Here is a 13963-nt window from a genome sequence, read left to right on the forward strand (position 1 = left end):
CCAGATTTTATCTGGCCTTTTTAGTTCACATGAGTACGAGTCGACCTCGTTTAAGCCTGATACAACTCAAGTGGTAATCCATCCGGATCAGCAAAAAAGGTGTAGGCTTTGCCTGTGTATTCATCAATGCGGATCGGCTCTACACACACGCCTTGTTGCTCTAGCTGAGCCTTTATTTCCGCCACGTCATCCACCACAAACGCCAAATGGCGTAGCCCTTGCGCTTCAGGAAAACTTGGCCGCTCAGGTGCGTTAGGAAAAGAGAACAATTCGATTTGTGAGCCATCAGGCAGGGCTAAATCCAGCTTGTAAGAGTCTCGCGCGGCGCGGTAGTTTTCTGCTACAACGCGCAAGCCGAGAATTTCTGTATAAAACGCTTTCGAGCGAGGGTAATCCGAACAAATGATCGCAGCATGATGAATGCGTTTTAGCATGTGGACTCCTTACCATTGAGCTTAGGACTGAGGTGCTCGAGCACAAAATCAATAAACACTCGCAAGCGAGCTGGCATGTATTTGGTCTGCGCGTACTGCATAGCAATCGCGCCGTGATAATTGCTCTTAATATTCCACTCTTGCAGCACTTGCACTACCTTGCCAGCCGTCAGCGCATCTTGCACCACAAAATCATGGAAAATCCCGATGCCGAGGTGATTCTTCACCCCAGTTAAACGCAGTTGCGATTGGTTCACCGCATAACGGCCACTCACCGCCACTGTGTGTGTTTCACGGCCTTTGGCAAACGTCCAGATATGATCTTTATCGGTTTCCGCGAGGTAGAGACAATCATGTTCGGCTAGATCGGTGGGGTGAACCGGCGTACCACGCTGCACCAAATATTCAGGGCTGGCACACAGGACCAAATTGGTTTTGCACAGCTCTCGCAGCACTAAGTTTTCATCTGGCTTATCCGTCAAGCGAAAGGCGACATCAATATTGTGTTTGAACAGATCAATGTCACCATCGGCGGCACGCAGCTTGAGCTGAATATGCGGATATTGGGCGAGAAATGGCACCACAAACGGCTGCAATACGGAATTTAAAAACGCCTCTGGCGCAGCAACCGTCAGGGCGCCAGCAGGTTCGGCATGTTCCGAACTGGAGATTTCAATGGCTTGCTGCGCCGCATTGACCATCAATAAGCTTTGGTCATACACCTTTTGCCCTGCTTGAGTAATGATGAGTTTGCGCGTCGTACGTTCAAACAGCTTGACCGACAAGGCTTGCTCAAGGCGAGTAATCAGCTTACTGAGCGCAGAAGGTGTTACGCCAAGTTTGCTGGCCGCAGCGGTAAAACTGCCTTCATTGACCACCACAATAAAAGTGGCGAGGTCGGGTAGTAGGGTAATCAATTTGGGAAGTAACATAAGTGTCGATGAGTCGGCCAACAAGTGGCGTCACTGTCGCAGAATCATCGGCTAAATGCAATTTGGTGAAATTAAAGTGAGGAGTTGTCGGGCAAGAACAGTATCCCGCCTAGATCTAGATCTAGATATAGACGGGACAAGGTACGCATCGCTTAAGCGTTCAATGCTTGTTCTAAGTCGGCCAGAATGTCATCGATGTGTTCAATGCCGACTGAAAGGCGGATCATCTCCGGTTTCACGCCCGCTTTGAATTGCTCTTCTTCACTCATTTGGCGGTGAGTAGTGGACGCAGGGTGGCAAGCGAGTGATTTAGCGTCTCCAATATTGACCAAGCGTTTGAAGATTTGCAGCGCATCGTAAAAACGCACGCCTGCTTCATAACCGTCTTTCAAACCAAAGGACAAAATCGCCGAAGGTTTACCGCCCATGTATTTTTGCGCCAGCGCGTAATACGGCGAGTCTTCCAATCCGGCATAGCTCACCCAACTGACTTTCGGATGCTGCTTGAGGTACTGCGCGACTTTCAGCGCGTTTTCGGTGTGGCGTTCCATACGCAGTGGCAGCGTTTCCAAACCTTGCAGGATCATGAAGGCGTTCATGGGTGAGAGGGCAGAGCCAGTATTGCGCAGCGGCACAGTACGCGCGCGGCCAATAAAGGCAGCATCGCCAAAGGCTTCGGTGTACACCACGCCGTGATAAGACGGTTCTGGTTGATTAAATACGGGGAAGCGGTCTTTGTGTTGCGCCCACGGGAACTTACCTGAATCGACAATCACGCCGCCCAACGTGGTGCCGTGTCCGCCACAATATTTGGTCAGCGAGTGGACGACGATGTCCGCACCAAAGTGGATGGGTTTGCACAATGCAGGGCTGGCGACCGTGTTATCGACCATCACGGGCACACCTTTGGCGTGGGCTAAATCCGCGAGGCGTTGTAGATCAATAATGTTACCCGCTGGGTTGCCAATACTTTCGCAGTACACCGCTTTGGTCTTGTCATCGATAAGCTCAATCAAACTCTCGGGGCGATCGTCCTTGGCGAAGCGCACCTCAATCCCTTGGCTTGGCAACATATGCGCAAATAGGGTGTAGGTGCCGCCATACAGTTGCGGTGTGGAAACAATGTTATCGCCCGCTTGCGCCAACGTCAGAATCGCGTAGTTGATGGCAGCGCTGCCCGCACTCACTACCAACGCGCCAATTCCGCCTTCGAGTGCGGCCATGCGCTTTTCCAACACATCGTTGGTCGGGTTCATGATCCGCGTATAAATGTTGCCCGGCACCGCCAAGTTGAATAGGTCTGCGCCGTGTTGTGCGTTATCAAATTCGTAAGCGACCGTTTGGTAAATCGGAGTTGCCACAGATTTAGTAGTAGGGTCGGTGGTGTAACCAAAATGGATAGCCAGTGTTTCGTCTTTCATCGTCTGTCCTTTGACTGGGTTGGTAATGAACCATCTTTGAAGTTTCATGCTCATAAATCAAGCGTTCGCGATTCAACACGAGATGCATGACACAACGAATCCTCAATAAGATTGGCTAGAAAAGTGTATCTGTGCCTGAGATTCACGAATGCTTTTCCGTTACCGCAGATAATCGCTTGCGTGACCTTGGATTACACTAAGGGAAAGGTTTTTACAGTGTAAATATACCCTTGTGACTTGAAGCATTGTCGCTAAGTGTCTTAGGTATAGATCCTGTTACCCACAAAACAAAAACAAGAAGGAACACGCAATGTCTTCTGCTTTTTATCAGCAAATCCGAACTCAGCTTGAGGAAGTGAAAGCTGAGGGGCTTTATAAATCCGAACGTGTGATCACCTCGCAGCAACAAGCGGCGGTCGAAATTTCTACGGGTGAACAAGTACTGAACTTCTGTGCGAACAACTATCTTGGCTTGGCCAATCACCCAGCGCTGATTGAAGCAGCGAAACAGGGGATGGACAGCCACGGCTTTGGTATGGCTTCGGTGCGTTTCATCTGTGGTACGCAAGATATCCATAAACAGCTGGAACAGAAGCTCTCTCAATTCTTAGGTAAAGAAGACACTATTCTTTACACCTCATGCTTTGATGCGAATGCGGGTTTGTTTGAAACTCTGCTCGATAAAGAAGATGCGATCATCTCTGACGCACTAAACCACGCTTCGATCATTGATGGTGTGCGTCTGTGTAAAGCGATGCGTTTCCGCTATTCAAATAACAACATGCAAGAGCTGGAAGAGCAGCTCATCGCGGCGGATGCAGCCGGTGCTCGTCACAAGCTGATCGTGACTGATGGTGTGTTCTCAATGGATGGCGTAGTCGCTAACTTGCCTGCAATCTGTGATTTGGCGGATAAATACAACGCTTTAGTAATGGTGGATGATTCTCACGCAGTAGGCTTCATGGGCGCGAGTGGTCGCGGCACACACGAATACCACGATGTGATTGACCGCATCGACATCATCACCGGTACGCTAGGCAAAGCCATGGGCGGTGCATCCGGCGGTTACACTTCCGGTAAGAAAGAGGTGATTGATTGGCTGCGCCAACGTTCACGTCCATACCTGTTCTCTAACTCGGTTGCACCTTCGATTGTTGCAGCATCTCTGCGCGTATTGGAGCTGCTACAAGAGAGTGGCGATCTACGTGAGCGCCTATGGGAAAACGCAGCGCACTTCCGTACTCGTATGGAAGCGGCGGGTTTCACCATGGGCGGCGCTGATCACGCCATCATTCCCATCATGCTAGGCGATGCCAAAGTTGCCGCAGAATTTGCAGAACGCGCACTGGCCAAAGGCATTTACGTTATTGGTTTCTCATTCCCGGTTGTACCAAAGGGACAAGCGCGCATTCGTACGCAAATGTCAGCCGCACACAGCCGTGAACAACTGGACAAAGCCATCGACGCCTTCATTGAAGTCGGTCGTGATATGGGATTAATTTAATTATGAAAATCAAAGCACTTTCAAAACTGAAACCAGAGCAGGGCATCTGGATAAACGAAGTGGACATGCCGGAGCTTGGCCACAACGACCTGCTGATCAAAATTAAGAAAACCGCCATTTGTGGTACGGACGTACACATTTATAACTGGGATGAGTGGTCACAAAAAACCATTCCAGTGCCTATGGTAGTCGGTCATGAATATGTGGGTGAAGTGGTTGGGATTGGCCAAGAAGTGCGTGGTTTCCAACTGGGTGATCGCGTTTCTGGTGAAGGTCACATCACTTGTGGTCATTGCCGTAACTGCCGTGGCGGCCGCACGCACTTGTGCCGCAACACTATTGGTGTGGGCGTAAACCGCACGGGTTGTTTCTCTGAATATTTGGTGATCCCCGCCTTTAACGCATTCAAGATTCCTGATGGTATTTCAGATGATCTGGCGTCTATCTTCGACCCGTTTGGTAACGCAGTGCATACCGCGCTTTCATTCGACTTGGTGGGTGAAGATGTGCTGATCACCGGTGCTGGACCCATCGGCATTATGGCTGCTGCGGTTGCAAAACACGTAGGTGCGCGCCATGTGGTGATCACCGATGTGAACGAATACCGCCTCGATTTGGCCCGTAAAATGGGTGTGACTCGTGCAGTAAACGTCGCTGAGCAAAACCTAGAAGACGTGATGAAAGAACTCGGCATGACCGAAGGTTTTGATGTGGGCTTAGAGATGTCTGGCGTACCAAGTGCGTTTAGCGCTATGCTCAAAACCATGAACCACGGTGGCCGTATCGCTCTGTTAGGTATTCCACCGTCATCCATGGCGATTGATTGGAACCAAGTGATCTTCAAAGGTCTGGTGATCAAAGGTATCTACGGCCGCGAAATGTTCGAAACTTGGTATAAGATGGCGAGCCTGATCCAATCGGGTCTCGATATCAGCCCAATTATCACTCACCACTTCAAAGTGGATGACTTCCAAAAAGGCTTCGACATCATGCGCAGCGGGGCTTCCGGCAAAGTTATCCTCGATTGGCAGTAACCGAAAATCTCTCCACAAAGCGCTCCCGAAGGGGCGCTTTGTTTTTGGCTAACACTGTTTTTATAAACAGTAAAGTGGAAAATAAAACCGAATTCAACCTTTCAAAAAGCCCCAATTTAGCCCCAAACACTTTCAAAAATTCCACTGCTAGTCGCTAGTTTAGCCCCAAGATTTCGAATCAAAGTTGAGGTGTCTTTTCTTCAAAAGGCTAATGGTTGGAGTTTTTTTTTGCTCAAAATCGTTTTTTGGACAATTCCGAGTTAAAGCCCTAACTCTAACTCGTCATTTTCGGATGAAAATTCCTATGGGCTAACAATTCATTTAAGCCGCACTGCGAAGCTGCGTCGGCTTAAATGAATTGTTAGCCCTTTGGAGCAGATTGCAAGTCAGTGACTATTTCCAATACGCCCCTATTAAATCCGACCACATCCTCAGGCGAGATGTACAATTTCAATTCATCCATGAGCGGCTTTGTTGCGTAAAAGAATAATCCACTTGATCTGTTATTTCTCAAGCGGTAACAAGCCCATTAAAGCCTTATCTCTAGGTAGATCGCTGGAGTCAGAGAAGAATTTTATTCTGTATTTTGGCTCCGATTCTTCGTGGATTCACTATTACGCAACAAAGCCTCTGATTGAAGAAAATTAATGGCAAGCAGCCTCGCAAGATCGCCAAAGTATAGACTGGATATAAATCTAGGCGGCGAGGAGAAAACTCTAAATTTTTATGCTGATCTAGGCATTGCAAAATACTAAAAAAATGTGTTGCCCAGTAACTTCTGTAGCTTGGTATCAAGCCCAATGGAACCGGGGTGATGATGCTCTTTTTTGAACTTTCCACTATCGCAACTTCTCCGCGTGCAGCAACTTGTTATATGACACCTTTAAAATGCTACCCCCATACTAATAAAGCCCAAATCCATGCTCTTCATCTCGCTTCGACTCTTCAATTATTTGCCGGTTTATATATGCAATATGATCTTTAACCCAGTGCCTTACATTAGAATTTTCATGTTCAACCAAGTGGCTTAGTGCTGCTTTATCTGATTCTAAGTAGGGTACTAGAGACCCTGACCAACCACGGGTTCCCATATTAGCGCTCAGTTCATTCGCTACCCGTTGGTCATTTCCAAAGTTCTCAAGCAAGGCGATAAACAAAGCCGAAGGCTGTTGCATCTCATCAACTGTTTCGATGACATTTAAACAACGGGCAACAAAAACTGGGCCAATATCTGGTTGCTTTAAGCACCATTCCATAACGCTTTCAACTGGAATAACAGAAAATACACTTGGCACATTTCTTACCAAACTTGTTTCCCTATCTAAGAGTTGCTGTAACCAATACTTATCCATCCCTTCAGCTCGAACGATAGCCTCACCAAATATCGGCCAGATTACGTCACCATAGTCGCTCATTAGGCTTAACATTAAAGGTTTGGTATAAGACCAGATATCACCATGATTTAAGCCGAATTTACTCGCCGCAATTAACTGATTAGTTAGCGCAACCGCAAGCTCTTCATCTCGCTCTTTTAATAACTTTTCAGCCATGTCATACCAATGGTGAGTATCTGTTACGCTATTCTCTTGCTCTTTATGTAAAGGTACGGCTGTGACTAAATACTTAAGCTGATCTCTTAGCTCATTGACGCTGTCTTTATTGCTAAAACAATACATATAAATCACATTGAGTGCAGACCAGCTTGCCTGTTCGCCCAGATCAGCTAACTGTAAGCAAAAACCGGCCATCACATCCGGTTCAATGCTGTCAGTCACACTGCCATAACTCAATGCATTCGCACTATTTGGCGATAACACACCTCGCTGAATGAGCTCCAGCAGATTATCTAAATGTGCCTTTTTAATATCACCTGTTCGTATAAAATCTGGATAAAATTGAACCAATTTCTCATCCGCAACTAACCGATCGATATTCTCTTGCCAAAGCTCTTGCGACTGCTCAAACAAACCTCGATATAAACCTAAAACTAACCGAGAGTTAGGCTTTTCAATGGCCTCTAAGCACTCTAGAGCCAAACCAAGTATCGGCACAACATCAGTTAAGTCATGAGCCAGTTGGTGGCCAAAAGCATAGGACTGCTTTTGCTCCCCCTGTAACAATAAGCCGAGGTGAGGGAGTAGTTCTTCAATATTATGGGAGAGTTCTGTCGCAAGTGCTTTCGCATTCTCTGCTGCCACATCAACGTAATGACCATCCTCACCTTTATGATGCTCCCAGGGAGGATTGGTTACCAAAATCTTTAACTTCTCGGGCAGTTCTGCTTCATCGGGGCTTAGCAGCTTTAACCAGTTATTCAGTGCATCAGTCGCTTCTTGCTTGATATCTTCTGAATCATACTCAAAAGTGTTTTTGACACTGTCTAGAGCTTCTGGCCAATAGCAGCCATTGATACTTACAATCTTCCTAATCGCCGAATCCAACATTTCAATACGGCCACGAGCAACAAAGCCTCGAATTGAATGACCTATATCTGACAGAACTTTTTCTTTTTGTGCATCGCCCCTTTCAAAAAGAACCAGCATTAAATCAAAAGCTTGTTGCCAGAAATCAAAAATATCTTGCCATAGCTCTGGCCGCCACTCTTCAAGCGGTGCTTTAGTCCCCTGATACTCGGCTCCAATAGTTCGTGTGCCTCCATAAGTACTAATTGCTTGACCTAAAGCCTCAAGAACCACGATATCTATATCGGTCTGATTAACTGCAATAGCGCGCTTTAAAATATCAAAGCGAATACTAGGCTTCGCTTGCGTTCCAGATAGATGCACTCGAAACAACTGAGAAAACATACCCGTTGCATTGTTGCTCCAACTTTCATTTTCAGCTGATGCCAGCAACAACATACACCATGCAGATTTTTCAAATACATCCGCATGAAAGCATAGCTTTTCCAATGCCCATACTAGGTTTCTTCGCGTATCACCATCTATAGCCTGAAGTTGTTCATGGCTGTACCCAGACAAAACTCGGTATAAAGCATCGCTCGTTGACTCGGGGTTCACCTCAACAAATGCGCGGAAGAGTTTCGAACCCCTTTCTGTAAGCAGCTCCTCCGCTTGGACAAAAGGGCTTTGTCCCCCAAATAGTCGATCTGAAAATCTTTGAACACTCGGCTGGTCATCAAGATATGAAGCCTGAGTACAAAAACTCTGCATTAAGGAATCGGGAAGGGTATCAATTAGCTGCTTTTGACGATCATATGACGTCTCCTCCCACCATTCTGACGCCAGTGTCAGTGCCAGCGGCTTAGGCACCAGTCTTGCGTACCGCCCCGCGCGATTTATGATTTGCCGACTGGTAAATATTTTTAATACTCTGTCAAATGTTTTTAGGTCAGACCCTGCAACATATTCCGCAATATATTTAGCCTCTTCGCCGGCTGTCCCTTCAGCCGTACCAAAGACATCGAACAAGGAACAAGCAGATAACATTCCCTTCTCAACATCTGTTATACCGCCGTCACCATCGATTAATTTTCTTACGACAGAGCTACTTTCTATCGAACCAAGCAACCGACCCTCTTTCTGATACTGCCCTGCGATTAGAGTAGCCATAAGAGGATAACCCTGAGCAAACCGAGCTACACGCTCAACGTCTCTCGAATCCATTCCAACTAATATTGGGGACAGGACCTGCTTTATGGCCTCATCTGACAATGGGGAAAGTTGAATATGAATAGATTCATCAACTTGTTCATCTGAATAGCCAACTGTAACAAGTTTTAGTAAGCAATCTGTTTTATTGACCTCCTTGGCCAAATGGTTGTGCAAATCAATATTACAATTTTCAATTACTACTAGGCCATGAACACGATCTTCAACCATTGCCCGAATACTTTCTTTAATTATGGTGTCGTAACCAGGTGCATTAAAAATAAGAACACAGGAATCATCAATAGAAGTAGATACATCAATAGCTTCTAATAATAAGCGTGTCTTACCTAACCCAGATGCTCCTGTTAGCCTAATCACAGCTCGTTCTAAATTAATAGCAGCAACAAACGACTCAAAATCTTTTGTTCGATTTTCATCAGTCGCATAATGGTAACTATGATTTCTTTCTACACTTTTCCAGTCTTCAAGGTCTCGTGAGGCAGTATTTTTATACCTATTTACGGTATGTTCTTCCAAAATAAATTTTTTAAAAACAATATATGAAGATGATTCCATACTTTCCGGTTTAACAATTGAGCGGTGATCAACATCGTTAATTGTTTCAACCTGATGATGCCTGAAGATACTCTTGGAACTAGAAGAAGATACAATGTCGTCATTTGCAGCGATAATGCTCATAATCTCCAGAGCATTGTCCAGCTCACTATCTACCCACTGATCATTTAAATCATCGAGTTCGCTGGAATCACGACACAGACTTTTGAGATGTCGATTTCTAAATGAAATATACTTGCCAACATTTGCGAACCCTGACCCATCATGTGGAACGTCAAAAAAGCATACTTTTCTGATTTTATGGTTTATTTTTTTATCCTTCATGCGAAGGAGAAGTTTTTTCACCACTAAGCCACCCAAACTATGGCCAGCAAGAATAATTTCATCATTATCCAAGTCACACCTAGTTTTTATATCGGTGAGTAGGCCATTTGCTATATTCAGGATACTGGGGGCACGCTGATAAAATTGTTTAATTATATGGGGCGACTGATAGCCATATGAAACAATGCTGTAATCAAGGTCTGCATCCTGCTCAAGGAACTCTGGAAATCTTCCCCATGTTCCGTCGGAGGAACCGCCCAGTCCGTGGACGAGTATTATTTTTTTTCCCATTTTTAAACTCTAATCTAGTGAACTCTTAGGAAACGATAAAACAATATCGCTCTTCGTTTTCCAGTACACATACTTGGCTGCCACCGTCGATAGCCATGGTGCTAAAGGCATATAACAGTGTCTTTTCTGCAGACATTATTTTTACAATATTTTTAGAAGATACAGACACCATATCAACAACATACTGTTCTATAGGTATTATCCTTCCACTCATAAATTGCATAACATGTCTGTATAATCATAAGTAATCAACTAGGCTCATAATCTGCCATTAAGAAAAGCAGGTCAAGAACTGACTTAAGAAAGTGGTCAGGAATTATTTACTAGATGATTTTGGGGCAAAAGTTTGTTGTCATGTCGATCTAGTTGGTTGTAGGAGTTATGGGGATTCTGTTCGGTAGGAACAAATAACCGCCTAATTGGCGGTTATTGATTCCTTACTTTTTCTAGTTCTTGCCAAACGCGTTCAGACTCTTTCTTGTTCGATTCAACCAGCCATTTACCGTAGACCCTTGCGACCATGGTGATATCTGCGTGACCCATTTGTTGTGCCAAGTAACTCACGTTGACGTTAGCGTGAGTGATCATCCAACTGGCGTAGGTATGTCGAAGTTGATACTGATTACGGTATCGGACGCCTCCTTTTTTACACAGTGCCGTCCACATTCGGCCTAGTGCACGTTTACCGTAATAGTCATATCCACTGACCTTCTGCTCCCGAACGACCTTAGGATTAAACACAAAACGCAGAGACTCTTTTCTGTAGGCCTGACCGGGTAATTCGACATCGTACTCTTTAGGCTCTAACGAGTAGGTTAAATATTGTTGAGCTTTTAAAGCATCTAAAGCGGGTGGCAGTAGGTCAACAAACCGCTCTTTGTCTGTTTTGGTGGTTTTTAATCCGCGCATATCATAAGTTGAACGGCGGATATGAATCGTTTTATTCTCAAAATCCACATCCTCCCACGCCAGAGCACAAAGCTCGCCACTGCGTATGCCACTATAGACAAGCAAGGTCACGATATTGCGGTGCTGCAGTTGGTGGCAGTGTTTCAAAATACTGTCGATCTCCGCCATCGAAAAGGGCTGAATATCGACTTCGCTTTCTTTCACTCTTTGCAAAACCTTGGATAAATCGCGACTGACGTATTCCATTTTATAGAGCCAAGCAAGGAAGGCGTTGATTGTCACCAGATTTCGATTAATGGTGCGACCCGTTTTTCCTTTAACGAGCTCTTGGCGAAACTCCGTCAAAGTCCGCGGTGAAAGAGTATCGCTACTTCTGGTTTTTCCATATATTTCAATAAAATCTCTTAACACCCAATCATATCTTTGCAACGTAGATCGGCGGATATCGTGATCTTTAGAGGCAAGGAATTGCTTCGTGAGTTGTAGTAAGTTCTTTGCTTGAGGGACACCTGATGCGTGTTTCGACTCTGGAAAATGCGCGGAGTAGTTAAAAGTCCCGATTTTCATTTCATAGAGAATGGCTTCTCTTTTTTGTCTAGCAAAGTTTATGTTTTGTTTGTTTGGTGTTAGACCTAAGGATTCTCTATATCTTTTGCCGTTATAGTAAAAGACGATCCTTAAGCTGTTGCCATGTACTTCAATGCCTGATGGAAGATTATCCGTTATTTGGTTCGATGCCATTTATTCCACTCCTCAATATCAATCATCCAAGTACCACGAATTTTTTTCATGACCGTTGATGGATAAAACCCATCGAGAGCATTCTCTCTTAGCGTCTTTGCACTGAGGCCTATTACCTCGGCTGCTTTTTTAAGAGTGATGATGGAAATTTGTGATTGACTCATATTGCCTACCTCTCGATGACATCTTGTTCACCAATCTTTTTGGTGGAGTGCATTGCGCCAAGCTTTTTAGCGAGTGGAGCGGCATCATTGGCAAACATGTTGAGAAATGATGGTGTAATCGTGATTTCTGCTGGGCATTCTCGGCTTAGCACCCAGCTATCGTCAGTGGGATAAAGCGTTAGCGCGATTACTGAACGATGTAATCGTTGGCTAAAGTACGGCGGTGAAGTAGTTACTGTTCCGTATTGGGTATCAATGGTTGCCGCCATGGATATTTCCTCGCATTGTAATTTTGGACTATGAGCAATAGTTGCCCTTGATATGCGTCATTAGTCTCGCATTAGTATCCAGAATTACATATTGGAATTTTTTTGTAAATTACAAATTGGAGTTTTTTGGTTTTTTACAAGATAGGGGATGTCTGATGGTTACAATTTGGATAATAAAAAACCGCCTTGTTTGGCGGTTCGTATCTAGTAGGAGGTTGCTAAAAGAGTTTTAACTTTGCATCAATAACAACACCGATAATTTTACAGTTACCATTAACGGCGATGGCGTTATAGGAGGGATTGAGCGGTTTTAAGTACTTCTGACCAGCATCAATAACTAGTTTTTTGAATGTTGCTTCATTTACATCAGTCAACTTGGCCACAACCAGAGAACCATTCTGATGATCTCGCTCCGTATCCACCAGAACAAGAGTGCCTTCAGGAAAACTGACTCCTACGCCAGATGTCATAGAGTCACCTTCAACTCTCAACCAAAAGCAGCGTTCACTTGTTCGTTCAGTGGTTTCGTACCACTCATTAATTTCCTCAGCTGTATAAGGCTCAATTGCTTCTGACCACATTCCTGCTTGTACTGAACTTAAAACGGGGAAAGACTTCTGGTACGAAGGTTGTATTTGGGGACGTGAAATATTCGCCCATGCTTCATCTGGATACTCCACTAATCCATCAGAATTTAGAGTGACGTGGTCTAACCCTACGATTTTCATCATAGCGGCTATCTCTTCGATACTCGGCTTACGATTTCCACCCAGCCAATGAGCAATCGCGCTTTGGGATTTGTCCAAACGCTCTGCAAGCACGGCTTGAGTGATGCCGTTATCTTTCATTCTGGCCTTAACCAGATCTTTCCAATCCATCTTCATAACGATGATTATTACTTAATGTAATCACACTTAAAACATCCAAAATGTAATTTATCTTGTTTTTGTAAATTCCATTTCGTAATATTTATGCGTGTTCCTATGGAGGCAAAATGTTTACATGACCAATATCAAGCAGATTCTTAAAAACATTGGCAAGTCACAGGGATTGCTTGCGAAAAGTATCGGTATTTCCCAAGGGGCCGTAAATCACTATGCCAATGGTAATCGTAAGCCTAGCTACGAGATGGCATGGAAAATTGTTAAAGCTTTGAATGAACTAGGGGCAAATTGTTCATTCGATGATGTTTTTCCTGAGCCAGCTTTTGAGACGCGGCAGGAAAAAAAGAGTGGTTAGTCGTTGGTCTACCAAGCAAACAGTAAATCTAGAGGTGCAGAGCATGAGAACAAACTCATTTTGGACCACGGTGGAGCAGCTTGCCTGTATCACAGTGAATACCTGTCGCGTAGCGCTATCGCAGGGGCAGGAGACATTAACTTTCGAAAGAGATCAAATTCAGCGATTGAAGGATAAGTGTGAGCATTACCTTCGGGTATTGGATGAGGAAAGAGAGTTGGCTTTAAACCGCGGCAACGGTTTAAAGCCGAGTGAAAAGTCTTGCGAGGAAATTTCACATACCACTTCGGAGAAGCAGTGATGGGAAGAATAGCATTAAGAGCTCGGATTGAGAATCTTCAATGGCGTCTGTTCAAAGTTGAGAAAGGCCAGCAAACCGAGATTACCTACGACGAAATGGCTGACCTTTATGAAGCTAAGCGTCTGTATGTCAAAGCTGTCTATGAGGGATTGGTTCGTGGTTAGAAAGAGGATGCCATGTTTTCCGTACCGAATGCTCGGTGAGTGGATCTGG

General features: G+C 45.0%; 12 protein-coding genes. 4 read left to right on the forward strand and 8 right to left on the reverse strand.

Translation table 11 applies throughout. The annotated features are described in order from the left end of the window. Nucleotides 1-50: 50 nt before the first annotated feature. The 3 genes from gloA2 to CEQ48_RS03735 all read right to left on the reverse strand — a co-directional run bounded on the left by gloA2 (nucleotide 51) and on the right by CEQ48_RS03735 (nucleotide 2787). Nucleotides 51-434 carry an SMU1112c/YaeR family gloxylase I-like metalloprotein gene (gloA2, locus tag CEQ48_RS03725; RefSeq protein WP_089070289.1) on the reverse strand — a complete coding sequence of 128 codons (384 nt, stop codon included), beginning with the start codon at nucleotides 432-434 and terminating at the stop codon, nucleotides 51-53. After that, nucleotides 428-1366 (reverse strand): LysR family transcriptional regulator, encoded by a 939-nt coding sequence (locus tag CEQ48_RS03730; RefSeq protein ID WP_089070290.1) that lies wholly within the window; start codon nucleotides 1364-1366, stop codon nucleotides 428-430. The genes gloA2 and CEQ48_RS03730 overlap by 7 nt, the downstream gene beginning before the upstream one ends. A 152-nt stretch (nucleotides 1367-1518) precedes the next feature. Then, nucleotides 1519-2787, reverse strand: a complete 1269-nt coding sequence (locus tag CEQ48_RS03735; protein ID WP_032474352.1) for an O-acetylhomoserine aminocarboxypropyltransferase/cysteine synthase family protein — start codon at nucleotides 2785-2787, stop codon at nucleotides 1519-1521. 310 nt (nucleotides 2788-3097) lie between these two features. On the opposite strand from CEQ48_RS03735, the gene CEQ48_RS03740 reads away from it, so the two are divergent. Both CEQ48_RS03740 and tdh read left to right on the forward strand, forming a co-directional pair. Beyond that, nucleotides 3098-4291 (forward strand): glycine C-acetyltransferase, encoded by a 1194-nt coding sequence (locus tag CEQ48_RS03740; protein WP_089070291.1) that lies wholly within the window; start codon nucleotides 3098-3100, stop codon nucleotides 4289-4291. 2 nt (nucleotides 4292-4293) lie between these two features. After that, nucleotides 4294-5325 carry an L-threonine 3-dehydrogenase gene (gene tdh / locus CEQ48_RS03745; protein WP_055030177.1) on the forward strand — a complete coding sequence of 344 codons (1032 nt, stop codon included), beginning with the start codon at nucleotides 4294-4296 and terminating at the stop codon, nucleotides 5323-5325. Between the two features lie 902 nt (nucleotides 5326-6227). On the opposite strand, the gene CEQ48_RS03750 is transcribed toward tdh, so the two are convergent. From CEQ48_RS03750 to CEQ48_RS03775, 5 genes are all read right to left on the reverse strand, one after another. Further along, complete coding sequence (locus CEQ48_RS03750; RefSeq protein WP_089070292.1) at nucleotides 6228-10127, reverse strand: esterase/lipase family protein; 3900 nt, start codon at nucleotides 10125-10127, stop codon at nucleotides 6228-6230. A 426-nt stretch (nucleotides 10128-10553) separates the two neighbouring features. Continuing rightward, entirely contained in the window at nucleotides 10554-11777 is a 1224-nt protein-coding gene (locus CEQ48_RS03760) for a tyrosine-type recombinase/integrase (protein WP_089070294.1), read from the reverse strand. Next, the gene (locus CEQ48_RS03765) at nucleotides 11759-11941 is read right to left on the reverse strand and encodes a hypothetical protein (RefSeq protein ID WP_089070295.1); all 183 of its coding nucleotides are present in this window, start codon (nucleotides 11939-11941) and stop codon (nucleotides 11759-11761) included. The genes CEQ48_RS03760 and CEQ48_RS03765 overlap by 19 nt, the downstream gene beginning before the upstream one ends. Before the next feature lie 5 nt (nucleotides 11942-11946). Further along, complete coding sequence (locus tag CEQ48_RS03770) at nucleotides 11947-12210, reverse strand: hypothetical protein (protein WP_089070296.1); 264 nt, start codon at nucleotides 12208-12210, stop codon at nucleotides 11947-11949. Between the two features lie 218 nt (nucleotides 12211-12428). Continuing rightward, nucleotides 12429-13094: a LexA family protein gene (locus tag CEQ48_RS03775; RefSeq protein WP_000781499.1), complete on the reverse strand. Its 666-nt coding sequence runs from the start codon at nucleotides 13092-13094 to the stop codon at nucleotides 12429-12431. A gap of 118 nt (nucleotides 13095-13212) precedes the next feature. Here CEQ48_RS03775 and CEQ48_RS03780 point away from each other — a divergent pair, with 118 nt between their 5' ends. Both CEQ48_RS03780 and CEQ48_RS20045 read left to right on the forward strand, forming a co-directional pair. After that, nucleotides 13213-13449 (forward strand): helix-turn-helix transcriptional regulator, encoded by a 237-nt coding sequence (locus tag CEQ48_RS03780; RefSeq protein ID WP_089070297.1) that lies wholly within the window; start codon nucleotides 13213-13215, stop codon nucleotides 13447-13449. Between the two features lie 300 nt (nucleotides 13450-13749). Next, a complete protein-coding gene (locus CEQ48_RS20045) occupies nucleotides 13750-13914 on the forward strand; it encodes a hypothetical protein (RefSeq protein WP_000532438.1) in 165 nt (54 codons plus the stop codon). Nucleotides 13915-13963: the final 49 nt, after the last annotated feature.

The sequence above is a fragment of the Vibrio tarriae genome (assembly GCF_002216685.1).
Taxonomy (GTDB): domain Bacteria; phylum Pseudomonadota; class Gammaproteobacteria; order Enterobacterales; family Vibrionaceae; genus Vibrio; species Vibrio tarriae.

Excerpts from the sequence above, each read along its gene's own strand:
- gloA2 (WP_089070289.1), bottom strand. The coding sequence starts at position 434 with ATGCTAAAACGCATTCATCATGCTGCGATCATTTGTTCGGATTACCCT.
- CEQ48_RS03730 (WP_089070290.1), bottom strand. The coding sequence starts at position 1,366 with ATGTTACTTCCCAAATTGATTACCCTACTACCCGACCTCGCCACTTTT.
- CEQ48_RS03735 (WP_032474352.1), bottom strand. The coding sequence starts at position 2,787 with ATGAAAGACGAAACACTGGCTATCCATTTTGGTTACACCACCGACCCT.
- CEQ48_RS03740 (WP_089070291.1), top strand. The coding sequence starts at position 3,098 with ATGTCTTCTGCTTTTTATCAGCAAATCCGAACTCAGCTTGAGGAAGTG.
- tdh (WP_055030177.1), top strand. The coding sequence starts at position 4,294 with ATGAAAATCAAAGCACTTTCAAAACTGAAACCAGAGCAGGGCATCTGG.
- CEQ48_RS03750 (WP_089070292.1), bottom strand. The coding sequence starts at position 10,127 with ATGGGAAAAAAAATAATACTCGTCCACGGACTGGGCGGTTCCTCCGAC.
- CEQ48_RS03760 (WP_089070294.1), bottom strand. The coding sequence starts at position 11,777 with ATGGCATCGAACCAAATAACGGATAATCTTCCATCAGGCATTGAAGTA.
- CEQ48_RS03765 (WP_089070295.1), bottom strand. The coding sequence starts at position 11,941 with ATGAGTCAATCACAAATTTCCATCATCACTCTTAAAAAAGCAGCCGAG.
- CEQ48_RS03770 (WP_089070296.1), bottom strand. The coding sequence starts at position 12,210 with ATGGCGGCAACCATTGATACCCAATACGGAACAGTAACTACTTCACCG.
- CEQ48_RS03775 (WP_000781499.1), bottom strand. The coding sequence starts at position 13,094 with ATGAAGATGGATTGGAAAGATCTGGTTAAGGCCAGAATGAAAGATAAC.
- CEQ48_RS03780 (WP_089070297.1), top strand. The coding sequence starts at position 13,213 with ATGACCAATATCAAGCAGATTCTTAAAAACATTGGCAAGTCACAGGGA.
- CEQ48_RS20045 (WP_000532438.1), top strand. The coding sequence starts at position 13,750 with ATGGGAAGAATAGCATTAAGAGCTCGGATTGAGAATCTTCAATGGCGT.